Genomic DNA, 24,552 nt, shown 5'->3' with positions numbered 1-24,552 from the left:
TTCGGATGATGAACGAGCAGGGCGTACGCTACACCTTCGGCAGCTTCACCTTCGATGTGCCGCAGATGACGCTGGCCAAGGCCGGGCAGCCGGTGAAGCTGGGCGGCCGTGCCGCCAACCTGCTGGCCATGCTGGCCGCCGCCGGGGGCGGGCTGGTGACCCGCGACCGCCTGCTGGCCGAGGTCTGGCCCGGCCAGGCCATCGACGAGAGCGCCGTGCGCGTGCACCTGTCCGGCCTGCGCAAGGCCCTGGGCGACGACGGCCTGGTGGTGAACGAGGCGGGGCGCGGCTATCGCCTCACCCTGCCGGTCACCCGCAACGCCCAGACCCAGACACCAGCGGCGGAGGTCCCCACCCGCCAGACCCCCGCCCGATCAACCGTTGAACCGCCGGCGCCCCGCCCCCTGGTGCGCCTGCTGGGACGGTCGGAGGTGGTGGCCACGCTGGCGGCGGAGCTGCCGGAGCGGCGCTTCCTGACTTTGGCCGGCCCGGGCGGCATCGGCAAGACCTCCGTCGCCCTGGCCACGGCAGCGGCGCTGGCCCCGACGGCCACCGCGCGCTTCGTCGACTTGGCGCCCGTGTCCGACGCGGCATGGGTGGAGGGCACGCTGGCCACCGCGCTGGGCCTGCCCGCCTCCGGCACGGATTGTTTCGCCGCCATCGTGGCCGTCCTGTCCGCCAGCCCCAGCCTGCTGCTGCTGGATAATTGCGAGCATCTGGTGGACGCCGTGGCCGACCTGGCCGAACGGCTGCTGCTCGCCGTGCCCGGCCTGCTGATTCTGGCCACCAGCCGGGAGCCGCTACGCGCCGCCGGCGAATGGGTGCACCGCCTGCCGGCCCTGCCCATCCCCGACGGCCAGGCCCAGGACGCGGCCACCGTGCTGTCTTATCCCGCCGCCGCTCTGTTCTTCGAGCGGGCGCGGGCCGTGCGATCCGACTTCACCGTGGACAACGCGACCGCGCCCGCGCTGGCCGAGATCTGCCGCCGCCTGGACGGCATCCCCCTGGCCATCGAGCTGGCCGCCGCCCGCGTCGACCTGATGGAACTGCCGGAACTGGCCAGCCGCCTGCACGACCGGCTGAACCTGCTGACGCGCGGCCGGCGCACCGCCCTGCCCCGCCACCGCACCCTGCGCGCTGCCCTGGACTGGAGTTACGAGCTGCTGGCGCCGGAGGAAAAGGTACTGCTGATCAGCCTGTCGGTCTTCCGCGCCGGCTTCGACGCGGCGGACGCCCGGGGGCTGACCGGCGGCGGGGAAATGGAGGTGCTGGACGGCCTGGCCGACCTGGTTGCCAAGTCCCTGGTGGTCAGCAGCCGTGAGGGCGGTGCCGCCCGCTACCGCCTGCTGGACACCACGCGCTATTACGGACATGAGCGCCTGGCCGACACCGGCCTGGACGGCCGCGTCCGCGCCGCCCACGCCCGCCACATGATCTCGCTGTTCAGCGACGCCCAGGCCTCGTGGGAAGGCAAGGCGCCGCGTGACTGGCTGGCCACCCACAGCCGCCGTATCGATGACGTGCGCGGCGCCCTGGACTGGGCGGTGGGCGAGGGCGGCGACATCGGCCTGGGCCTGACGCTGATCGTCGCCAGCGCCTCGCTGTGGTTCCACCTGTCGCTGCCGCACGAGTTCCTGGGCTGGGCGGAGCGTATCCTGGCCATCCTGGATGAACAGGGTGCCGCCGATCCCGCGCGGCGGGTGGAATTGCTCGCCGCCTACGGCCATGCCCTGTGGCACACCCGCGGCCCCGTGCCGGAAATGGGCCAGGCCTTCCGCCAGGCCCTGGAGATTGCCGAGGGCATCGGCGACGAAGGCCTGGCCCGCCGTGCCCAATGGGGCGTCTGGGCCTACCACACCCTGGCCGGCGCCTATGCGGACAGTCTGGCGGCGGCGGAAGCCTTCGCCACCCGCGTGGGGCCCGAGGGTGGCCTGACGGAGCGGCTGACAGGCATGCGCATGCGCGCCATGTCCCACCATTTCCGGGGAGAACACGCGGCAGGCCTGGCATTGCTGGAAACGGTCATGGCGGCCGATGCCGATCCGGTGCGCGTCAACCTGGCCAACCATGCCCAGGTGGATGCCAAGCTGGCCGCCTTGACCCTGCTGATGCGCCTGCGCTGGGCCATGGGGGATGTGCGCGGCGCCCTGGACTTGGCGCAGGCGGCGGCGGAGGACGCCACATCCATCGATCACGCCCTGTCATTGTGCTACTGCCTGGCCATCGGCGCCATCCCGGTGGCCATTGCCGCAGGCGAAGGGACACTGGCCGGCGCGTGGATCGATCTGCTGGCCCAGCGCACCACCCGCCACGCCCTGGACCACTGGAACATCTTCGTCCATGGCTATGGCGCCGCCCTGGGCCGATTGGGGGGCCACACGATCGCCGCCGCCAGCGCCATGCAGGTTGAGATGTTCGCCGTGGCCGGCAACGCCGAGGCGCGGGCCATGATCCTGGCCCGACCGGAGCCCCGCGCCGGGTGGCACGGCCCCCTGCTTTAACACCCCTGGCTTAACGGTGTGGGGACGGTACACAACGCTTCACATCGCTTAACTCCCAGCCTGACGGTCGCCTGACCGACACTGCCTTCATCACGGTCCCCCGCCCGACACGCCGCGGAAGGGGACGCCCACCGGATGGAGGAAGACATGACCGCCCCTGCCGCCGCCCTGGACGCCTTTCACACCCTAGCCGGCCTGCCCCCCGCCGGCTTCCCGGCCGCCGGCCACCTGGCCACCGTCACCCGCCTGCTGGAAGAGGCCATGCACGCCGTGGAGCATGACGTGGCCCAGGCGCGCGACCGCATCGTCAAGGTGCGCGACCTGCTGCTGCACCGCCCGCAGGAAGAGGCGGCGCGCGGCGGCCTGGCGCCCTGGCAGGCCCGCCGCGTGGCGGCCCTGGTGGAGCGGCGGCTGGACGGCACCCTGTGCAACGAGGACCTGGCCGCCGAGGCCAAGCTCAGCACCAGCCATTTCTGCGCCGCCTTCCGCCAGACCTTCGGCATGTCGCCGCACGCCTTCGTCATCAGCCGGCGGGTGGAACGGGCCAAGGCCCTGATGCTGGACACCGATGACGCCCTGGCGGAGATCGCCGACGCCTGCGGCTTCGCCGACCAGGCGCACCTGAGCCGCCTGTTCCGCCAGGCCACGGGCAGCAGCCCCGCCAGCTGGCGCCGCGCCAACGCCGTCGACGTCTCCCTGATCGCCTGACCCTTGCCGGACCGCAGCCCCATGATCCACGACCTGACCGCCAAGGGGCCCCGGCTGGACCCCGCCGCGCACTGCCTGACCCTGGATGCGGGCGTGCAAAGCTTCCTTGACCGCGTGCTGGAGGCGGAATTGCTGCCCTACGCGCCCGGCCTGGACCCGGCCGCGCGGCGAGCCATCGCCACGCGCTTGCAGGCGGACGCGCCACCGGTAGAGGAACCCATCGTCCACCTCACCGTGCCGGGCGCGGAGGCGATATCGCTGCGCCTTTGCCGTCCCATGCGTGGGATGGCGCGCCCCGTACCGGTGGTGTTCTACCTGCACGGCGGCCTGTGGGCGCTAGGCGGCTGGGATACCCATGGCGGCGCGGCCGCCGCGCTGGCCCGGTCCTGCGGCGCCGCCCTGGTCTTCGTCGACCATGGCGGGTTGCCGGCCGCCCAGGCCCTGAGGCAGGCGCGCGCCGCCCTGGACTGGACGCGCGCTCAAGGACGGGACCACGGGCTGGACACCGCGCGGATGGCCGTGGCCGGCGACGGCAGCGGCGGGGCCATGGCGGCCTTGCTGGCCGCAACCCTGCCGCCCAGCGAGGGCTTTCGCCTGTTGCTGCTGTTCCATCCCCTGGTGGGGCCGGCGGCGCCGGACACCCCATCCTCCCCCTGGCTGGACCATTGCGACCTGCCGTCGCTGATGGCCCAGGCCTTTCCCGGCCAGCCGTCCTGGACGGGCCTGTCGCCCTTGGACCTGTCTTCCGATCGCCTGCGTCGCCTTCCGTCCACGCTGATCCTGACGGCGGAGGCGGACCTGGCCCGGGAAGGCGGCGAGGCGCTGGCCCGCCGCCTGATGCGGGCGGAGGTGGATGCCAGCGCCCTGCGCCTGATGGGCACCATCCACGACTTCTTCTGGCTGGATGGGCTGGCGGACACCACCCCCACCCTGTCGGCCCTGGCCGTGGCGCAACGCGCGCTGACCGACGCCTTTGGCCGCTGACTCCCCTTCTTCCGACTCTCTTTCAGGGAGCGCCCCATGGCACCCAACGCCCCCGCCCTGCGTGTTCTGCTGGCCCTGGCCGGCACCTGCTGCACCGGTCCCGGCGGCGGTGCCCTGCTACTGGCCCAGGTCGATTGGCTGATGCCCCGTTTGCGGACTTGGGCGTCGGGCCATGGACACCGGGGCCGGAAGAAAGACGGGACGCCGCTGATGACGAGCGGAGAATACGGACAGACGCCCGCCTTTCCTTCAAGCCCTCCCCGCTGATGGTCGGTACCGTCCGCCCTCTCCCCACCAACTCGAGGAAGTCCCATGAGCACCCTGACCCTGCGCGACGGCACCGAGCTCTATTACAAGGACTGGGGCCACGGCCAGCCCGTCCTGTTCAGCCACGGCTGGCCGCTGAGCGCCGACATGTGGGAATATCAGATGCTGCACCTGGCGCGAAACGGCTACCGCGCCGTGGCCTTCGACCGCCGGGGTTTCGGCCGGTCCAGCCAGCCGTGGGACGGCTATGACTACGACACCCTGGCCGACGACGTCGCGCAGTTGATCGAGCATCTGGACCTGAGGGACGTGGTGCTGGTGGGCTTTTCCATGGGCGGGGGCGACATGGTGCGCTATCTCACCCGCCACGGCGCCGGCCGCGTCGCCAAGCTGGCGCTGGTCAGCGCGGTCACGCCCTTCTTCCTGAAGACCGACGACAACCCCGAGGGCATGCCGGCCGAAGGCTTCGCGGGCATCCGCGCCGCCATCACCCAGGACCGGCCCCAGTTCGTCGCGGATTTCAGCGCCCTCTATTTCGGCACCAACCGGCCGGGGGCCGCGGTGTCCAAGGGGATCCTGGACCAGACGCTGCAAATGGCGGCACAGGCGTCCATCAAGGCCACCATCGACTGCGTCACCGCCTTCTCCGAAACCGACTTCCGGCGGGAGATGGCGGACATCCGCCTGCCCACCCTGATCATCCATGGCGATGACGACCAGACGGCGCCGATGGGGCCGACCGCGCTGGCCACCGCGCGCCTGGTCCCCGGGGCCCAGCTAAAGATCTATCCCGGCGCGCCCCATGCCACCTGCACCACCCACAAGGACCAGGTGAACGCCGACCTGCTGGCCTTCCTGAGAAACTGAGGCCCAAACGGACGCTGGGGGGGGGAGCAAACCTAGGTATGGGATGTTCCGGGACGGGCGAAGGGGCACCGTAGCCACATCAAAACGCCCTGCCCAGGAGCCTGTCCCATGCAAGCGCCCCTCCAGACCCCGACGCGGCCCGTTTCCTTCCTCCCGCCCCCGCCGGCTCCCCTGCCTCACGTGGCCCCGTGGGACGACCGCCGGATCGTCACGCTGGTCAGCGCCGCCCAGGCGGCGCTGGACCACGACCTGGAACGGGCGCGCGGCTGCCTGGACCAACTGGCCGCGCTGCTGGACGGCACGGAAAAGCCCCCGGTGGATGAGGCCATCCTGCTGCCGACGGCGCGCGCGACCGAGACCGGGGCCAACAAGGGCGGCCTGGCCCCTTGGCAGTTGCGCTGCGTCATGGGCCATATCCAGGCCAACCTGGCCCAGCCCCTGCCGGTGGATCAGCTGGCCGCCCTGGCCAACCTCAGCACCAACCACTTCACCCGCGCCTTCCGCGCCAGCGTCGGGGAAACGCCCCACACCTACGTGGTGAAGCGCCGCGTGCGCCAGGCCCAGATCCTGATGCTGACCACCGACCAGCCGTTGAGCGAGATCGCCTATGGCTGCGGCATGGCCGACCAGGCGCACCTGACCCGGCTGTTCCGCCAGTTCGTGGGGGAAACCCCGTTGCGCTGGCGGCGCACCTGGCGGCGGCCCACGCACAGCCGGGACAATTGAAGGCGTCCGTTCCGGTTTCCGGCGTCGGTCGCAGCGTTCCGGGCAACGGCCCGCCCTTGCCAGCCTAACCTTCAAAGTACCGCCACCTCCAACAAGACCGGCACCCGTCCGCGAGGGAAAGATCGGGGTCATCCACACCACTGACGGCGATGGAGCGCACCCCGACCCATGATCCCGAAACGCTATACCCTGCAGGCCAACGGCATCCGCCAGTTCGTGGTGGAGGCGGGTGACGGCCCGCCTGTCATCCTGCTGCACGGCTTCCCCGAAACCAATTACGCCTGGCGGTTCCAGATTCCCGTCCTGGCGGAACGCTACCGCGTCATCGCCCCTGACCTGCGGGGATACGGTGAGACGGACAAGCCGGCCGCCGGCTACGACAAGCGCACCATGGCCCGCGACATCGTCGAGCTGATGCGGGCACTGGACATTCCCAAGGTCGCCCTGGTGGGCCACGACCGCGGGGCCCGCGTCGCCACCCGTTTCGCCAAGGACCACCCGCATCTGGTGGACCGGCTGGTGGTGATGGATAACGTGCCCACCCGCATCGTGGCGCGGGACCTGAACGCCGCCATCGCCAAATCCTACTGGTTCTTCCTGTTCCACCTGGTACCGGACCTGCCGGAGGCGCTGATTGCGGGGCGGGAGCATATCTGGCTGCGCCACTTTTTCTCGGACTGGACTTTCGACCCCAGCGCCATCTCGGGCGAGGCGTTCGACACCTATGTCCGGGCCTACCAGGCGCCCGGCGCCGTGCGCGGCGCCATGGCCGACTACCGCGCCAACGCGGAGGATTTGGCCCAGGACCGGACCGACGCCGACGTCAAGATCGCCTGCCCCGTCCTGTCCCTGTGGGGCAACGATTTCCATGCCGTGGGCAAGCTGTTCGACATGGCCAAGGTCTGGGCCGAGATGGCCGACGACCTGGTGACCGTCCCCATCCCCGACTGTGGCCACCTGCCCCAGGAGGAACGGCCGGCGGTGGTGAACACCTTGCTGCTGGACTTCCTGGCCCCCTGGAAGGGCTGACGCCCGTCCAATCCCCAACGCGATAAGGAACCACATCCCATGAAACTGGCACGTATCGGCGCGCCGGGCCGGGAGCGGCCGGCCCTGGTGGATCCCGCCGGCCGCCTGCGCGACCTCGGCGCCCACGTCAGCGACATCACCCCCGCCCTCCTGGCGCCGGCAGAACTGGCGCGGCTGAAGGCGCTGGATCCCGACAGCCTGCCCCTGGCTGCCGACCAGGACGCGCGCCTTGGTCCCCCCGTGGCCGGCGTCGGCAAGATCATCTGCATCGGCCTGAACTACACTGACCACGCCGCGGAGGTGGGCCTGCCCCTGCCGGTGGAACCCACCATCTTCATGAAGGGCTGCCACCCCACCGGCGCCAACGATCCCGTGACCCTGCCCCAGGGCGCCGAGAAGGGCGACTGGGAGGTTGAGCTGGGCATCGTCATCAGCCAAGGCGGCCTGTACATCAACGAGGCTCGGGCCCTGGATCACGTCGCCGGATTCTGCCTGGTCAACGACCTGTCGGAACGGTCCTACCAGATGGAACGCGGTGGGCAGTGGACCAAGGGCAAAAGCTTTCCCGGCTTCGCCCCCATGGGGCCCTGGCTGGTGACCCCGGATGACCTGCCCGGGTATGCCGAGGCGCCGCTCTGGCTGGAGGTCAACGGCCACCGTTACCAACACGGCAACACCCGCAACCTTGTGTTCGGCGTGCCGGCCATCGTCAGCTACGTCTCGCGCTTCTTCCGGCTGGAGCCGGGCGATCTCATCGCCACCGGCACGCCCGCCGGGGTGGGCCTGGGGCAGAAGCCGCCCGTGTTCCTGAAACCCGGCGACGTGGTGACCCTGGGCCTGCAGGGCCTGGGCACCCAGCGCCAGGAAATCCGCGCCTGGCCGGCCGACCGACCCACCTGATCCAAGAGGACGACATCATGAGCCGATTGAACGTCGTGATATCCGATTATGTCTGGGACAGCGTGGACGTGGAGCGTCGCATCCTGGGGCCCGACGTCGATGTGGTGGCCCTGCGCACCAAGACGGAGGATGAATTCCTGGAGGCGGCAGCCGACTGCGACGCCCTGCTGAACACCTATGCCGGGCCCATCACCGCCAAGGCCATGGCCCGTATGGACCGCTGCAAGATCATCGCCCGCTACGGCATCGGCGTGGACACCATAGACCTGGACGCCGCCACCGACGCCGGCATCATCGTCACCAACAACCCGACTTATTGCGTGGAGGAGGTGGCGGACCACACCGTGGCCCTGCTGCTAAGCGCCGCGCGCAAAACGGCGCTGCTGGACCGCAGCGTGCGCGGCGGCCGCTGGGACGTGATGGCGGCCGCGCCGATGCGCCGGCTGTCCACCCAGACGCTGGGCCTGGTGGGCTTCGGCAACATTGCCCGCCGGGTGGCCGCCCGCCTGGCCGCCTTTGGCATGGCCGTGCTGTGGTATGACCCCTTCGTCCAGGCCGGGCAGTTCGACGCGCCGGGCGAAAAGGTGGATTTCGACACGCTGCTGGCGCGCGCCGACTTCGTCTCCATCCATAGCCCGCTGCTGCCGGAAACGCGCGGCCTGTTCAACGACGCCGCGTTCGCCAAGATGCGCCCCGGCGCCATCCTGGTGAATTGCGCCCGGGGCGCGGTGGTGGACCAGGACGCCTTGGTCCGCGCGCTGGACGCCGGACGCCTGGCGGGCGCGGCGCTGGACACCACGGTGCCGGAACCGCTGCCGGCGGAGCACCCCTTGCGCGGCCGCGACACCGTCATCCTCAACCCGCACGCCGCCTGGTACTCGGTCGAGGCCTTCGCCGAGCTGCAGAGCGGCGCGCCGGGCGAGGTCGCCCGGGTGCTGCGGGGCGAGATGCCCTTGCACGTCGTGAACCGCAAGGTCCTGGGCCGGTCGCGCGCCGACCTGTGACGAACCGACGCCCCCGGGGGAACCCCTGCCCCCGGGGTCCGTTTGCCCCTGACCCGCCCTCATGAGGAGACCGCCGCCCATGTCCATGACCGTTGCCGACCAATTCGCCGCCACGCTGGCCGCCGCCGGTGTCAAACGCATCTATGGGGTCGTGGGCGACAGCCTGAACGGCCTGACCGACGCCCTGCGCCGGCGGGGCGACATCACATGGATCCCCGTGCGGCATGAGGAGGTGGCGGCCTTCGCCGCCAGCGCCGACGCCCACCTGACGGGCACCATCGCCGTCTGCGCCGGCAGCTGCGGGCCGGGCAACCTGCACCTGATCAATGGGCTGTTCGACTGCCACCGGTCCCGCGTGCCCGTACTGGCCATCGCCGCCCACATCCCCTCGCCCGAGATCGGATCCGGCTATTTCCAGGAAACCCATCCCCAGGACCTGTTTCGGGAATGCAGCCATTATTGCGAACTGGTGTCCGACCCGGCGCAGATGCCGCGCAGCCTGGAGATTGCTATCCGCACAGCCATCGGCGAGCGGGGCGTTTCCGTCGTCGTCATCCCCGGCGACGTCGCCTTGAAGGAAGCGGTGACGGAGGTGCGACCCAAGCCCGCCGGCCTGGTGCCCAAGCCGCCCGTGGTGGTGCCCGAGGACGCGGAGCTGGACGCCCTGGCCGACCTGCTGAACCGCAGCGGCCGCGTCACCCTGTTGTGCGGCTCGGGCTGCGCCGGCGCCCATGACGCGGTGGTGGCGCTGGCGGAGGCGCTGAAGGCCCCGATCGTCCACGCCCTGAAAGGCAAGGAGCATGTGGAGTACGACAATCCCTATGACGTGGGCATGACCGGCCTGATCGGCTTTTCCTCCGGCTATTATGCCATGCTGGATACCGACATGCTGCTGATGCTGGGCACGGACTTCCCCTATCGCCAGTTTTATCCCAAGGGCGCGGGTGTCGCGGTGGCACAGGTCGACATCCGCCCCGGCCAACTGGGCCGCAGGGCATCGCTGGACCTGGGCTTGGTGGGCGATGTCGGCGCCACCGTGCGCGCCCTGCTGCCCCGCCTGGCACCGAAGACGGACGCGGCCCATCTGGAAAAGGCGGTAAAGCACTACCGGCGCGCACGGGCGGACCTGGACGCCCTGGCCACCCCTGGCGCCGGCCACGGCGTCATCCATCCGCAGCAGGTGGCCAAGGCCGTCAGCGACCTGGCGGCCGAGGACGCCGTCTTCACCTTCGACGTCGGCCTGCCCACGGTGTGGGCCGCGCGCTACCTGGCCATGAACGGCCGGCGGCGCCTGATCGGTTCCCTCTGGCATGGGTCCATGGCCAACGCCATGCCCATGGCGCTGGGCGCCCAGGCGGCTTTCCCTGGCCGGCAGGTGGTGTCCCTGTCCGGCGACGGCGGCTTCACCATGCTGATGGGGGATTTGCTGACCTTCAAGCAGCGGGGGCTGCCGGCCAAGATCATCGTCTTCAATAACGGCGCCCTGGGCTTCATCGAGGTGGAGCAGAAGTCCACCGGCTTCCTGCCCTTCGGCACCGACCTGGACAACCCCAACTTCGCCGCGCTGGCGGAGGCGGTGGGCATCAAGGGCATCCGCCTGGAACGCCCCTATGAGGTGGAACCGGGCCTGCGCGAGGCCTTCGCCCATGATGGTCCCGTCCTGGTGGACGCGGTGGTGGCGCGCACCGAGCTGCCCATTCCGCCGGCCATCAACGCCGAAATGGCCAAGGGCTTCACCCTGTACATGCTGAAGGCGGTGATGAGCGGCCGGGGCGACGAGTTGGTGGACCTGGCCAAGACCAACCTCTGGCGGTAAGGCCTTTGCCCGCTTTCCCCCGGGCGTCTACAGTGCGCCCAGGGGGATCGGGGAATGGATCGGAACGAGAGGCGCCCGCCGGTCGTCGTCGGCGGCGCGGGACCGGTGGGCTTGGCGGCCGCCATCGACCTGGCGCTGCGCGGCGTGGCGACCGTGGTGCTGGACGACAATGACCGGTTGCCCGTGGGCTCCCGCGCCATCTGCTGGGCCAAGCGCACGTTGGAGATTTTCGATCGGCTCGGCGTCGCCAGGCCCATGGTGGATCGGGGCGTCACCTGGAAGGTGGGGCGCCTGTTCCATGGTCCCCGCCAGGTCTACGCCTTCGACCTGCTGCCGGAGGACGGGCACCGCATGCCGGCCTTCATCAACCTGCCCCAGCATGAGGTGGAGCGCCTGCTGGTGGCGCGCTGCGCCGACTTTCCCGACCTGATCGACCTGCGCTGGCGCCACCGGGTGGTGGGCGTCACGCCGGAGGACGCGGGTGTGGCCGTGCGGGTGGAGGCGCCCGACGGCGCCTATGACCTGGCGGCGGACTATTTGGTTGCCTGCGACGGCGGCAGGTCGCCGGTGCGCGGCCTGCTGGGGCTGGATTTCGCCGGCCAGGCCTTTGAAGAGCGCTTCCTCATCGCCGATGTGGAGATGAAAGCCGATTTCCCGGCGGAGCGCTGGTTCTGGTTCGAACCGCCCTTCCACAACGGCCCGTCCGCCCTGCTGCACAAGCAGCCCGACGACATCTACCGCATCGACCTGCAACTGGGCCCCGATGCCGATCCGGCGGAGGAAATGCGGCCGGAGCGCATCATCCCCCGCATTCGCGCCATGGTGGGTGATCGGCCCTTCCGCCTGGCCTGGACCTCCGTCTACACCTTCCAGTGCCGGCGGCTGGCGCGCTTCAGGCACGGGCGGGTGATCTTCGCCGGCGATAGCGCCCATGTCGTCTCCCCCTTTGGTGCCCGGGGCGGCAATGGCGGCATCCAGGACGCGGACAACCTGGCCTGGAAGCTGGCCCTGGTGGTCCAGGGCCGGGCGCCGGCCGCCCTGCTGGACAGTTACGATGAGGAGCGCGGCCGGGGCGCGGACGAGAACATCCTGAACTCCGCCCGTGCCACCACCTTCATGACACCCAAGAGCGCCATGGAACGCCTGTTCCGCCAGGCGGTGCTGGACCTGGCGGCCGACCATACCTTCGCCCGCCGCCTGGTCAATTCCGGCCGCCTGTCCCTGCCCTGTTCCCTGGCCGGCCTGTCGCTGCAGACCCCAGCCGAGCCCGGCGCCCCCGGTCTGCTGGCCCCCGGCACGCCCTGCCCCGACGCGCCGCTGGATGACGGTTTCGTGCTGGACCGTCTGGGGCGGGGGTTCATCCTGCTGGCGGTGGGCGACACGGTGGTCCCGGCGGAAACGGGCCTGCCCTTGCTGCGGCTGCCGGCCGGCGGCCTGGCTGCCCGGCGCTACGGCGCCGGCGCCCTTTACCTCATCAGGCCCGACCAGCATGTCGCCGCCCGTTTCCCCGCCGGGGTCGACGCCACCGCCATCCGCCGCGCCCACCGGCGCGCCCTGGGAGAACCCGCCCATGACTGACATCAATCCCCTGGCCGCGGACCGCCCGGCCCGAGATCGTTTAGGCGAAGACCGTTTAGGGGGCCGGGGCGACGACATCTACGCCGCCCTGCTGGCCGCGCATGAGGGGCTGGCGTTCGAGGCCAGCGCCGCCCTGAACGCCAGCCTGGTTCTGCTGCTGGCCAACGCCGTGGGTGACGTGCCCCTGGTGCTGGCCGCCATCGAGCGGGCACGAACGGCGGCGCCCGGCCAAGGGCGGCCCCAACAGGGTGGGCCCGACCAAGGTTGAATGCCACGGGCCGGCCGGTTGTGGCACCTTGGCGCCTGCCCGGGGCCTTGCCCGGCGCGAGGAGGCATGGATGCACGACCGTCATGATCCCGAAGACGCCGCCGACACGGACACGGCCAAAGCCGGCTTCGTCCGGGTGCGGGGCGCGCGGGAGCATAATCTGAAGAATGTCGACGTGGACATTCCGCGCGATGCCTTGGTGGTGTTCACCGGCGTCTCCGGTTCCGGTAAATCCTCCCTGGCCTTCAGCACCCTCTATGCCGAGGCGCAGCGCCGTTACCTGGAATCGGTATCGCCTTACGCCCGCCGACTGTTCCACCAGATGAGCGTGCCGGACGTGGACGCCATCGAGGGGTTGCCGCCGGCCGTGGCCCTGCAGCAGCAGCGCGGGTCGCCCACCGCGCGCTCCTCCGTCGGCAGCGTCACCACCCTGTCGAACCTCTTGCGCATGCTGTACTCCCGCGCCGGCGACTATCCGCCGGGCCAGCCCCTGCTGGAGGCGGAGGCCTTTTCCGCCAACACGCCGGAGGGGGCCTGCCCCACCTGCCATGGCCTGGGCCGGGTGCATGAGGTGACGGAGGCCAGCATGGTGCCCGACCCGTCGCTGACCATACGCGAGCGGGCGGTGGCGGCCTGGCCCACCGCCTGGGGCGGGCAGAACCTGCGCGACATCCTGATCACCCTAGGCATCGACGTCGACACACCCTGGCGCGACCTGCCGCGCGAGACGCGCGACTGGATCCTGTTCACCGAGGAACAGCCCGAGGTGCCGGTCTATCCCGGCTTCAGCGTGGCGGAAGTGCGGGAGGCCGTTCGCCGCAAGCTGCCGCCCAACTACATGGGCACCTTCTCCAGCGCGCGCCGCCATGTCATGCACAGCTTCGCCACCACCCACAGCGCCATGATGAAAAAGCGCGCGGCAAGTTTCATGGTCAGCAGCGCCTGCCCCACCTGCGCCGGCCGCCGCCTGCGGCCGGAATCGCTGTCGGTGACCTTCGAAGGCCTCGATATCGCGGCCATGGGCCAGCTGCCGCTGAAGCGCATAGCGTCCCTGTTCGCCGCCTATGCCGACGATGGCTCGGAGCGGCTGGAGGAATTGCGCCGGACGCGGCCGGAAACGGCCATCGTCATCGCCCGCATCGCCGCCGACCTGTGCCGGCGCCTGGCCGTGCTGTTGGACCTGGGCCTGGGCTATCTGACGCTGGAGCGCAGCACGCCTACCCTGTCACCCGGGGAATTGCAGCGCCTGCGTCTGGCGACCCAGGTCGTCTCGAACCTGTTCGGCGTGGTCTATGTGATGGACGAGCCGTCGGCGGGCCTGCACCCGGCCGACACCCAGGCGCTGCTGCGCGCGCTGGATGGGCTGAAGGCCGTGGGCAATTCCCTGTTCGTGGTCGAGCACGACCTGGACGTGGTGCGCCATGCCGACTGGATCGTCGATGTCGGCCCCGCGGCCGGCGAGGGCGGCGGGCGCATCCTGTACAGCGGGCCGCCCCAGGGGCTGCGCCGCGTGGCGGCCTCAGAGACCGCCCGCCACCTGTTCGCTGCGGAGGAGGGACAGCGGCGGACGCCACGCGCCCCCCAGGGCTGGCTGCGCCTGGCCGGCGTCACCCGCAACAACCTGACCAACCTGGACTGCGCCTTCCCGCTGGGCGTCATGACCGCCGTCACCGGCATCTCCGGCTCCGGCAAGTCCAGTCTGGTCAGCCAGGCGCTGGTCGACCTGGTGGGCAAGGCCCTGGGCGCGCCGGTGGCGGTGGAGGAGCCGCCGGCCGGCGCCGAGGCCATGCTGGAACAGGAACCGGTGGCCGAGACCGAGGGCCGCATCGAAGGCGGGCCCAAGGACGCGCTGGGCGGCATCAAGCGCCTGATCCGGGTGGACCAGAAACCCATCGGCCGCACGCCCCGGTCCAACCTGGCGACATACACCGGCCTGCTGGACCATGTTCGCACCCTGTTCGCGGAGACGCCCGAGGCCAAGCGGCGGCGTTACGATGCCGGCCGCTTCTCCTTCAACGTGGCCAAGGGGCGCTGCCCCCGCTGCGAGGGCGAGGGCTTCGTCATGGTGGAACTGCTGTTCCTGCCCAGCGTCTACGCCCCCTGCCCCGTCTGCCATGGCACCCGCTATAACGCCCAGACGCTGGAGATCACCTATCGCGGCAAGACCATCGCCGACGTCCTGGGCCTGACGGTGGCGGCGGCATCCGACTTCTTCCATGACGTGCCGGCCGTGCGCCGGTCGCTGGACGTGCTGCGCCAGGTGGGCCTCGACTATCTGCGCCTGGGGCAGCCGGCCACCGAGTTCTCCGGGGGGGAGGCGCAGCGCATCAAGCTGGCGACGGAACTGCAGCGGGCCCAGCGGGGCGGCGCCCTTTACGTGCTGGATGAGCCCACCACGGGCCTGCACCCCACGGATGTGGAGCGGCTGGTGGCCCAACTGGACGCCCTGGTCGCGGCCGGCAACACGGTGGTGGTGGTGGACCACGACATGGGCGTGGCGGCGGCCAGCGACTGGGTGATCGACATCGGCCCCGGCGCCGGCGACGAGGGCGGGCGTGTGGTGGCGGCCGGGGTGCCGGCGGTGGTGGCGGCATCGCCCGACAGCCGCACGGCCCCCCACTTGCGGCCCTTCCTGCGCTTGGGTTAGGCATGGGCGAACCGCCCGGCCACCCGAGATCCGATGCTGACGTCCTCCCTTCCCTGGATCGCCCTGGCGCTGGCCACGGCCACCGCCTGGACGGATCGTTTCCGTCTCTGGGCCTTGGGCTTCCTGGCCGTGGGCTACGCGGTGGCGACCGTGAATGGACAGCTGGGCTGGCCGGCGGGCGGGGCCTTGGCCTTGTTGGGGGTCGCGGCCTGGGCGGTGGGGGCGCGCCACCCACCCCTGGTCCGGTCCCTGGGCCATGGCCTGTTCCTGGCGCTGGCCGTCGCCTTGTCCGCCCATCTGTGGCCGGGCTTCCACAACCCCCGCGCCATGGGGCCGGCGCGCATCACGCCGGATGCCGTGCCCTTCAGCCTTTACCTGAACCTGGACAAGCCGCTAGCGGGCCTGTGGCTGCTGATGGTGATGCCGGCGATCCGCGATCTGCGGCCGCCGCGTGCCACGCTGACCGCGGCGGCCGCAGGCTGGCTGGGCGCCTCGGTCGCCTGCCTGATGGCGGCCCTGGCGCTGGGCGCCGTCGCCTGGGCACCGAAATACCCGGCCGGCGCCGGCCTCTGGCTGGCCGACAACCTGGCCTTCGTGACCGTGGCGGAGGAGGCGCTGTTCCGCGGCTACATCCAGGGCGGACTGACGCGCCTGCTGGAGCGCCGGCGCTGGGGACGGGCGGCCGCCCTGCTGGCGGCCTCGGCCCTGTTCGGGCTGGCCCACCTGGGCGGCGGCCCGCGCTGGATGATCCTGGGCACCATCGCCGGCGTCGGCTATGGCCTGGCCTACCGCCGGGGCGGGTTGCCGGCGGCCATCCTGGCCCACGTGGGCCTGAACGCCACCCACTTCTTCCTGTTCACCTACCCCATGCTGCAAGCGGCGGGATGACCGCCGCCCGCCATGCGCTTGCTGGAGGCGGCAGTCGCATTGGCTAACCGATCGCCGGCTCCCATTATCCTGAGCACCGCCTCTTGGAAATCATGGACTTAACGAAAGCGGCCGGCTTTCGTTCGGGCCACGGCGTGGTGACGCCTTCTTCGATCCTGGCGTCACCACGCCATCAGGCGTTCCGTCAAACCTGATCCGTGACGCCTTGGCGCGTGAACAGCATCGCCAGATAGTTGACCGCCTCGATCCACCGCGCGGTGGCGCCCGCGTTCGCCCGGAACAGATGGGCCTCAAACCGGCCGGCCAGGTCAGGCTCACGCGCGCTGAACAGGGCCGGGTAGTTCGGCCGTTCCCCTGCGGTGCGCGCCGGGGCCTGTTCCTGCCAAATCTCGTTGAGAACCTGGTCCTTGCGGGCCTCGTCGGCGTCGGACCATTCCGGATCCGGCACCAGCTCGCTCAGGATCCCCCAGCTTCTGAACATCTGAACCAATATGCTGGGGGAACTGCTCAGCGGCCACGCGGCCGCTTCCCAAACGGAATATTGCAGTTTACGCCGATCGCCCGGCGCAAACTTCTCTTCCGACAGGGCGACCAGCTCGTTCCGGAGGCTGGCCCATTCGGCACGCGCCACCACCTCGCCGGCCGAAAGCCTCTGGTGAAGTTTCGACAAACGTCCCGTGATGTCCGACGGATCGATGTCATCCCGTGGCGGGACCAGCATCATCAGCAGGAAGCCATACAATGGGAGGGTTAGGTCCGCCCCCGGCTCTATGGCCACCACCAAATCCCGCCAGGCCGCGATCGCGGCTGCACTACCCGCATAGGCCGGCATGACGTCCAGCAACAGCACCAGGGACGGGGGCAGGCCATAGACATCTGAGAACTCTTCAGAGTCGATCGACAACAGGCCCGTCAGGGACTTGGCATTCCGTTTGCCCGTGATATGCCCCTGGTTGATCAGCGCGTCGATGCTATCGAGCAGCCTCTGCTTCAATTCCGGACGGCCGTGAAACGCGGACATGCTGACCGTCATAATTTCTGCTCGATGATGGCCGTGAGCTGCGTGCGCGAGAGGGTGCCGACCCGGCGATGGATCTCCTCACCGCCCTTGAACAGGATCAGCACGGGCACGGTCTGCACACCGAAGCGGGCGGCCACGTCCGGCTCTGCCTCGATATCGACTTTATAGACATCCATGGCGCCGTCAAAATCGGCGGCCACCTCGTCAAGTATCGGGGCCAGTGCGCGGCAAGGCCCACACCACGGCGCCCAGAAATCCACCAGGACAGGGCTTCCAGCATCAAGAACTTTCGAATTGAATTCCACAGAATTCACATTGGTCGCTTTTTTCATTTTGATTCCTCCAGGTCACACACTGCCACTTACAACCATTTCATCGATCCGCAGGGTCGGCTGTCCCACGCTGACGCTAACCGTCTGGCCCGCTTTGCCGCAGGTCGCGATTCCCTCATCCAGCGCCCAGTCATGGCCGACAGCACGGATGTGGCGCAGCGCCTCATGCCCCACCCCCACCAGCGTCACCCCGTTCACCGGGGCGGTGATCTTGCCGTCCTCGATGAGATAGGCCTCGACGGCCGTGAAATTGAAACGGCCGCTGGTGATATCCACCTGACCGCCCCCCATGCGGGGGGCGTAGATGCCGCGCGCCACCGACGCGACGATGTCGTTCGGATCCTCCTGGCCGGCCAGGAGGAAGGTGTTCGTCATCCGCGGCATGGGAAGATGCGCATAGGACTGGCGCCGCGCATTTCCCGTCGGCCTCATGTTCATGAGGCGGGCGTTCAGGCGGTCCTGCATCAGCCCGGTCAGCACGCCGTTCTCGATAAGGGCGTTCCTTTGCCCAGGCGTTCCTTCGTCATCGACGCCGAGGCTGCCCAGCCGGCCTGGCAGGGACCCGTCATCCAGAACGGTCACCGTCTCGGGCGCGATACGCTCCCCCATGCGGCCGGCGAAGGCGGAAAGGCCCTTGCGGTGATGATCCCCCTCCAGCCCGTGGCCGACCGCCTCGTGGAACAGGACGCCGGCATAGCCCGGCCCCAGCACCACCGGCATCACCCCGCCCGGGGCCGGCCGCGCATCCAGGTTGACGGTGGCGACACGCACGGCCTGGGATATGGTGGAGGCCACCGCCTCATCCTCCAGGCCCTCCAGGCCGTACCGCCCACCAACGCCCGCGCTTCCTTGCGCGCGGGTCCCGGCACGCTCCAGCACGATATGGATGAACAGCCGCGTCACGGGACGCACGTCGGCAACCAACTGCCCATCGGTATTGGCGATCAACACCACCCGATGCGACGATGACAAGGACGCGTTGACCTGGCGAACGCCGGGATGCGCCGCCCGGGCCAGCATGTCCACCTTCTCCAGCAGCTGGACCCAGGGCAGCAGGTCGGCGGACGCCAAGGGGTCCTTCCGGGGGTACAGCCCGTGGTCCGTCAACTGTGGGACGAGCGACACCGAGGGAGCGGCCGCCACCCCGCCGCCCAACCGGGTCAGAGCCTGCACCGTCCGATGCGCGGATCTTATGGCCTCCGGGCGGAAGTCACCGGTATGCGCGAAGGAAACCTGATCGCCACGCACCGCGCGGGAGCCGAGCCCCTGGCCGATGGAAAATCTGCCCGCCGAAACCTTGCCGTTGTCCAGCCGCCACTCGCGCGACTTGGTGCTTTCGAAGAACATGTCGGCGAAGTCGGCACCGGCCGCCAATTGCTCCAGCGCGCGCGACAGCTCGACCTCATCCAACTGATTGGGATGGAGGATCAGACGCCGGGCCCAATCCATGCTTGGCGGATTGTTCATGCCCGTCCTCCGATATGCATCGCGTCCACCAGAACGGATCCCGTGCGAAAGGCACCGAATCGCTCGACGTCGTCGCCGACATGGATGATTTCCCGCAGCATCGTGCGCATATCCCCGCTCAAGGTGATGCCGGCGACCGGGAATTGCTGGACGCCATCCTCGATCCAATATCCCTCGACCGCCCGGCTCCAATGCCCCGTCGCCGGGTCGGTCCGTCCGCCGGTGATCGCAGTGACCAGCAGACCAGTGCCGAGATGCCGCCGCATCGCCAAGCCGTCGCCGCCGGGACGGCGGCTGGAAAGCGTCAGGTTGTACGGGCCGCTGGCGTTGCCCGTCGTCCGCATCCCCAGACGCCGGGCGTTCAGGCTGTTCAGGAAGTAGCCCTTGACCACACCGGCATCCAGGATCGGACGGCGGCTGCCGGCGACGCCCTCACCGTCGTAGGCGCCGCTGGCCAGCCCCCAGGGCTCGAACGGATCCTCGATCAGGTCGATGTGGTCCGCCGCGACCAAGTCCCCCAGCGCACCGGCCAGGAAGCTGGCACGCCGGTACTGGGCGGCGCCCATCAGCGCACCGACCACATCCTCGATCAGCGCTTGCGCGGTCCGTGGACTGAACAGGACCAGCCCGGTGACGGATGGCACGGTGCGGGCCCCCAACTGCCCGGCAGCCCCCTGCACCGCGCGGTCCACCAGCCAATCCGTCCCGCGAAGGTCGCTTCGCCTGCGGGCCATGGACTGCGCATAGTCCCGTGCCATGGCACCGTCCCGCATCGCCGTCACCGAACACCAGCGCGCCTGGCTGGAGCCGAGGCTGGCACGGCAGAAGCCGGACGAGGTGAGCATCACCGACAAGGTCTCGGAGCAACTGAGCCCCACTTCCGACGTTCGCAGCTCCGTCCCGGCCGGCTTTTCGACGGCGTGCAGCGCGCGCTGCATGTTCTGCGCCTCCTCGGCCATGGCCGCGGCATCGTCGCTGACCGGCTCATACTGCGGGGGGTGGGGAACGTCATGGGCCAGATCCATGGCATCCGCCAAGCCGTTGTCGGCGTCCGGCTGCGCCCAACGCATGATGCTGACTGCCTCCTGCACCAGGCGCTGGATGGCCTCGGGATCGAGGGTGGTCGTGGACGCGGCACCCACCCTGCCTTCCTGGAAGACCGTCAGGTTGAGGGAGCGATGGCCGCTGCGCATGGCCGTCTCCAGCCGCCCATCCCGCAAGCCGATCTGAAGCCCGCCACCGGAAAAGGCGCTGGCACTGGCATCCTTGGCGCCCGCGCGCAGGGCCAATTCCACGGCCTGCTGGCTGGCCGCGCGCAGGTCCGCCTCGCTGTCGCTGATATAGGCGCTTAACATACGGTTTCCTCTTCGGGGTCCAGCGCGGACTGCGTCACCCCCTCCGCCGCCAACCGCAGGCAGTGGGTATGGAACGGCGTCAGGCGCTCATCATGAACCACGCTGATCAGGGTGACGGACGGCAGGCGCTCAAGCAGGGTGGCGTAAAAATGCAGCGCGTTCGCCATGTCCAGCGCGCTGGTGGCTTCGTCAAGGACCAGGCGGTCCGGCCGGTACAGCAGAATGCGGACCAGGGCCAACCTTTGCTGCTCTCCCGGGGAGAGCTGGTCGGCCCAGGAGCGGGATTCATGCAACCGCTGGGCATGCTTCTGCAGCCCGACGACACTGAGCAGGGAGATGACCTGGTCGTCGTCGTACGCATCCGGCGAACCGGGAAAGCAGATGGCGTTCTTCAGGGTTCCGATGGGCAGATAGAGGCGCTGTGGCACGAACATGGTCAGGCCCTGGGACGGCACCTGAACCACCCCGGCGCCATCCGGCCACAAGCCGGCGATGGCCCTCATGGTGGAACTCTTGCCAATTCCCGACGGCCCCACCACCACCCAGCGCTGGCCCGGCAGGATTGTCCAATCGCCGATGGTCAGGGACGCGTTGTGGTAGAAATCGAGCCGGAGATCGCGTGCAGCGATTTCTCTGCTATCTTCCTTTATTACTTGGATACCTGAGGCCCCTCCCCGCTCCAGCACTTGATCGAAAGCCCAGATACGGTTGACGTTGGCGATTTGCTGGGCGAATGACTGGAAGGCTTGATAGAAAAATGAAAGAGAAGAGGTCATTTGACGGAACGCGTCCTGGGCCGCCATGACACCGCCAAAGGTCAAGGTACCGGCAAAGTATTTTGGGATGGTCAGAAACACGGGAAGTAATTTCCCAACGCTATCGAATATGTGTCCCGTCGCGTTGATGCCCATCTGGGCCAGAATCAGTCGGTGATAATTCTTTTTGATACGGTCGAATGCCTCCCGTAGGGACTGTACCTCTGTCGGCGCGGCATCCAGGAAGGCGATTTGTTCGGCATTGCGGCGAATGTAGATCAAGCCGAAGCGGAAATCGGCCTCCACCTGTTGCTGGCGCATGGTGCGGGAAATCAGGGGCCGGCCGACCCAGATGATGGCCCCGGTGGTCAGCACCGTATACAGTAGGGAATACCACAGCATGTCGCCGGGTATGGAGATGTGATACCCAGCGATCAGGAACCGTATCGGCGCCGCTGCGCTCCAAAGCACAGAACCAAAACTGATGCCGGCTGTTATGGAACCAAAGAGTCCTACTACTATGGCCATTACACTATTTGTGAAATCTTTGATATCTTCGGCTATTCTCTGATCCGGGTTATCAATCAACGCGGCCCTTTCCATGGAATAGAACCCATTGTTCTTCATCCAGCGCGCCACATATTCCGTGGTCAGGAAGGTCCGCCATCTCATGGAGAACATGCCGTAGAAGTATACATCAAGTACGAGGACCACGGCCGAGCAGCCGTTGATCAGAAAAAACTTGATGATCTCGGGTATGAAAAGATCAACCTGTTTATTTTGGACGACATCATAGAAAGAGTGTTGCCAACTGTTTGCCTGTACTGACATATAAATGACAATGTACTTGCTCCCCAAAAGGAAAGCGGTGCCAAACCAGGCAAACATCCAGTCCGAGGATAACCAGTATGATGTCAGCAGCTTGAGAAAGTGACGTATCCGTACCTCGGTGCTGACGCTGGGAAGCCCGGCCTGTGGCCGGGCTTCCTTCACTGTATGGTTCGACGTGCTCATTCAGGCGACACTCGATCTCAGCACATTAGAAGAATTTGTAGGACAAGGTGGCGTGCCAGGTGCGCGGTTCCAGAACAGGAATGTAGCTGTCGGCAACCGACACACCGTAGTTGCGGCGGTCGAACAGATTTTTGACACCCACATTGAGCTGCCAAGATTTATAGGCGCCAATGACGTTGACATCGAATTGCTTGGCGTCCGGGACTTTTTCCGTCCCGCTGGTATTGACATAGGAACTGGAGTTTCCGTACAGCCCGCCCGACACGGTCAGATTCAAGTCCTCGTCTACCGGGTGAGTATAGGACGTATAGAGGCTGTACTTGACGCGCGGCTGGCCCGCCACATAAGCGCCCAGCTTGCGGGTCAATTGGTCAAACTTGCTGTAGGTGAAGGTGGAAACGACCGTCCAGCCGGGCAGGATCGTGCCGCGCAAATCGAGATCGACGCCTTTGCTTTCCTGGCCTTGGGTGGAGATGTAATAGCCGGGGTGAGCCGGGTCGGAAACCACCACGTTGCTTTGCTGCAGGCGGAAGACCGATGCCACCAACTCCAGCTTCTGATCCATCATGGACAGCTTCACGCCGCCCTCAAGGTTCTTGGAGGAGATGTCGGGCAGCCTGTTCTTGGTATAATCCAGGGAAAAATTCGGGATGAAGCCAAGCGCATAGTTACCGAACAACGACAAATTATCGGTTATGTCGTACACCGCGCCAAAGCTTGGTACCGACGCTGAGGCGGAGTACTCGGCGGCTGGGCGCCCTGGAATATGACTGGTGCTGTCAAACCAATTCTGACGCACCCCGCCAATGAAGTGTGCCGGCCCCCATGTCATGATATCCTGGAAGTAAAATGCCTGTTCATTATAGTCCAGGCCGTAGGACATCTCATCGATTGGCGGAATGGCTTTGACGACACCCGTCGTCAGACTGAAGGGAAAGAAACTCGACTTCGATGAGTCAAGCGCGTCATCGTGCGTCTGAACGAAGCTATAACCAATGTTGATGTTGTGATTGATGGCAAACGTGTCGAATTTCAGCCTGGCATAATCGTCCAGAGACCAGGTGCTGTTGCGCTGTTCATTCTGCGAATTGTTTATCAGCAGGGTCGTGGGCGCCAGCACGACATAAGGCGCATAGAATCCGAAGCTGAGATCCTGGTTCTGGTATTGCCCGCGGCTGACGACCGTAAGCCAGTCGGTGGCCTTGTGCTCAACCGAATAAGTGACTTCCTTGTCATTCGCGTTGAAGCCGGTGTCGGCGGGGCCGATGGGCTGTGTCCTCACCGGGGCGATCTGCCCCTTATACATGTAGGTATAGGGGTTTACGCCGGTATCTTGCTCGTAGAACTGGGCGCTCAGGATCGCGTCCGTCTTCTCATCCTTATAGCGCAGGCTGGGAGCGACCAGATAATTCTGATCCCCGCGGTAATTCTGCATGTTGCGGTCGGCGTCGGAGCCGGACAGGATGAGGCGGCCGCTTATTCTCCCGTCGTCGCTCAACGCGTCGGAGGCATCGATCGTGCCCTTGCGCGTCTGATAGCTGCCATATTCCAAGGAGGCGTTCAGCAAGGGGTCGGCGGTCGGCTTCTTGGTCACGAGGTTGATGGTGCCGCCCAGGCTGTAGGAGCCGTTCAGCAGGGCGTCCGGCCCCTTCAGAATCTCGACACGCTCCAGCCCCGCCACCGGTTGCGACGCCCCCGCGATGGAACTGTTGCCAACGGAGGAAGAGAGGCCGTTGGTCAAGCCGGTGCTGCCAAAGCCGCGGACGCTGTAACTGGTACCACCCTGGACGGTGGCGAAGTTCGGGATGACGCCGCCGGCATCGCGAAGCGCGTCCGTCACGCTCTGCGCCTGCTGATCTTCCATCAGCTTGCTGGAAATGACCGTCGTGTTGCGGGCCTGCTCACGCAAGGATGCGCCGCTGCGGCTGGAGGTGGAGGCGTCGCGAACCAGCAGGCTGGTTTCGGCCTCATCGCGGTGCGCCATGACGACGACGAAGCTGATGATGGTGGGGACGCCGTCGTTGCCATTGATCAGGACCAGGCGCGTGCCCGCGATGGCCTTTTCAATGGCATCGTTTTCGTCCTTGGCACCGGTGACCGCCACGGACTTCAGGTCCTTGACGGCATCGGGATCATAGTCAATGCGATGACCGGACTGCCGTTCAATCTCCTTCAGCGCTTGTTCCATCGGCATCGACGGCACACTGATGCTCACATTCTGCGCCACCGCGGGCAGCGCCACCGCAAAGGCCGCCACGGCCGAAACACCGGCCAACAGATCCCAGCTCTTCATTCCCCTGCTCCTGTTCTGTCAGCCGCCATCGCCACCGGAATCTCTAAATGATTCCAGACTACAATGTTATGCTGGCTGAATATTATTATTCCCCTGTCACCAAACCGTTAAGGAATGGCGCACAGTTGCCCG

General features: G+C 67.8%; 19 protein-coding genes. 13 read left to right on the top strand and 6 right to left on the bottom strand.

The window, feature by feature from the left end:
• The first annotated feature begins 5 nt into the window (after positions 1-5).
• From Y958_RS15740 to Y958_RS15680, 13 genes are all read left to right on the top strand, one after another.
• Positions 6-2,501, top strand: a complete 2,496-nt coding sequence (locus Y958_RS15740; RefSeq protein WP_088872989.1) for an ATP-binding protein — start codon at positions 6-8, stop codon at positions 2,499-2,501.
• 147 nt (positions 2,502-2,648) lie between these two features.
• Positions 2,649-3,209 (top strand): helix-turn-helix transcriptional regulator, encoded by a 561-nt coding sequence (locus Y958_RS15735; protein ID WP_186291424.1) that lies wholly within the window; start codon positions 2,649-2,651, stop codon positions 3,207-3,209.
• 21 nt (positions 3,210-3,230) lie between these two features.
• Positions 3,231-4,193, top strand: coding sequence for an alpha/beta hydrolase (locus Y958_RS15730; RefSeq protein WP_145727581.1), 963 nt, complete (start codon positions 3,231-3,233; stop codon positions 4,191-4,193).
• 312 nt (positions 4,194-4,505) lie between these two features.
• On the top strand, positions 4,506-5,327 hold the full coding sequence (locus Y958_RS15725) for an alpha/beta fold hydrolase (RefSeq protein WP_088872986.1): 822 nt from the start codon (positions 4,506-4,508) through the stop codon (positions 5,325-5,327).
• Between the two features lie 108 nt (positions 5,328-5,435).
• The gene (locus Y958_RS15720; RefSeq protein ID WP_088872985.1) at positions 5,436-6,053 is read left to right on the top strand and encodes a helix-turn-helix domain-containing protein; all 618 of its coding nucleotides are present in this window, start codon (positions 5,436-5,438) and stop codon (positions 6,051-6,053) included.
• Positions 6,054-6,221: 168 nt separating this feature from the next.
• Complete coding sequence (locus Y958_RS15715; RefSeq protein WP_088872984.1) at positions 6,222-7,082, top strand: alpha/beta fold hydrolase; 861 nt, start codon at positions 6,222-6,224, stop codon at positions 7,080-7,082.
• Positions 7,083-7,121: 39 nt separating this feature from the next.
• Positions 7,122-7,982, top strand: a complete 861-nt coding sequence (locus tag Y958_RS15710) for a fumarylacetoacetate hydrolase family protein (protein WP_088872983.1) — start codon at positions 7,122-7,124, stop codon at positions 7,980-7,982.
• A gap of 17 nt (positions 7,983-7,999) precedes the next feature.
• Positions 8,000-8,986, top strand: coding sequence for a C-terminal binding protein (locus Y958_RS15705; RefSeq protein ID WP_088872982.1), 987 nt, complete (start codon positions 8,000-8,002; stop codon positions 8,984-8,986).
• A 79-nt stretch (positions 8,987-9,065) separates the two neighbouring features.
• Positions 9,066-10,802, top strand: coding sequence for a ubiquinone-dependent pyruvate dehydrogenase (gene poxB, locus Y958_RS15700; protein ID WP_088872981.1), 1,737 nt, complete (start codon positions 9,066-9,068; stop codon positions 10,800-10,802).
• 54 nt (positions 10,803-10,856) lie between these two features.
• Entirely contained in the window at positions 10,857-12,380 is a 1,524-nt protein-coding gene (locus Y958_RS15695; protein ID WP_088872980.1) for an FAD-dependent oxidoreductase, read from the top strand.
• Positions 12,373-12,648, top strand: a complete 276-nt coding sequence (locus tag Y958_RS15690) for a DUF2783 domain-containing protein (RefSeq protein ID WP_088872979.1) — start codon at positions 12,373-12,375, stop codon at positions 12,646-12,648. The genes Y958_RS15695 and Y958_RS15690 overlap by 8 nt, the downstream gene beginning before the upstream one ends.
• Before the next feature lie 70 nt (positions 12,649-12,718).
• Positions 12,719-15,295: an excinuclease ABC subunit UvrA gene (locus Y958_RS15685; protein WP_088872978.1), complete on the top strand. Its 2,577-nt coding sequence runs from the start codon at positions 12,719-12,721 to the stop codon at positions 15,293-15,295.
• A gap of 33 nt (positions 15,296-15,328) precedes the next feature.
• Positions 15,329-16,183: a CPBP family intramembrane glutamic endopeptidase gene (locus Y958_RS15680; RefSeq protein ID WP_088872977.1), complete on the top strand. Its 855-nt coding sequence runs from the start codon at positions 15,329-15,331 to the stop codon at positions 16,181-16,183.
• A 184-nt stretch (positions 16,184-16,367) separates the two neighbouring features.
• Here the strand turns inward: Y958_RS15680 and Y958_RS15675 are convergent, their stop codons facing one another.
• The 6 genes from Y958_RS15675 to Y958_RS15650 are packed head-to-tail and all read right to left on the bottom strand — an operon-like array spanning position 16,368 to position 24,420.
• A complete protein-coding gene (locus Y958_RS15675) occupies positions 16,368-17,204 on the bottom strand; it encodes a hypothetical protein (RefSeq protein WP_145727582.1) in 837 nt (278 codons plus the stop codon).
• A gap of 8 nt (positions 17,205-17,212) precedes the next feature.
• Positions 17,213-17,536: a thioredoxin gene (trxA, locus tag Y958_RS15670; protein WP_088872975.1), complete on the bottom strand. Its 324-nt coding sequence runs from the start codon at positions 17,534-17,536 to the stop codon at positions 17,213-17,215.
• A 15-nt stretch (positions 17,537-17,551) separates the two neighbouring features.
• Positions 17,552-19,003, bottom strand: a complete 1,452-nt coding sequence (gene tldD, locus Y958_RS15665) for a metalloprotease TldD (protein WP_088872974.1) — start codon at positions 19,001-19,003, stop codon at positions 17,552-17,554.
• Positions 19,000-20,358: a TldD/PmbA family protein gene (locus Y958_RS15660; protein ID WP_088872973.1), complete on the bottom strand. Its 1,359-nt coding sequence runs from the start codon at positions 20,356-20,358 to the stop codon at positions 19,000-19,002. Before Y958_RS15660 ends, tldD begins: the two co-directional genes overlap by 4 nt.
• Positions 20,352-22,127 (bottom strand): ABC transporter ATP-binding protein/permease, encoded by a 1,776-nt coding sequence (locus tag Y958_RS15655; protein ID WP_088872972.1) that lies wholly within the window; start codon positions 22,125-22,127, stop codon positions 20,352-20,354. The genes Y958_RS15660 and Y958_RS15655 overlap by 7 nt, the downstream gene beginning before the upstream one ends.
• Positions 22,128-22,152: 25 nt before the next feature.
• Positions 22,153-24,420: a TonB-dependent siderophore receptor gene (locus tag Y958_RS15650; protein ID WP_088872971.1), complete on the bottom strand. Its 2,268-nt coding sequence runs from the start codon at positions 24,418-24,420 to the stop codon at positions 22,153-22,155.
• Between the last annotated feature and the right edge of the window lie 132 nt (positions 24,421-24,552).

Source organism: Nitrospirillum viridazoti CBAmc (assembly GCF_000730165.1).
Lineage (GTDB): Bacteria > Pseudomonadota > Alphaproteobacteria > Azospirillales > Azospirillaceae > Nitrospirillum > Nitrospirillum viridazoti.
This window is presented reverse-complemented; position numbering and strand designations above follow the sequence as displayed.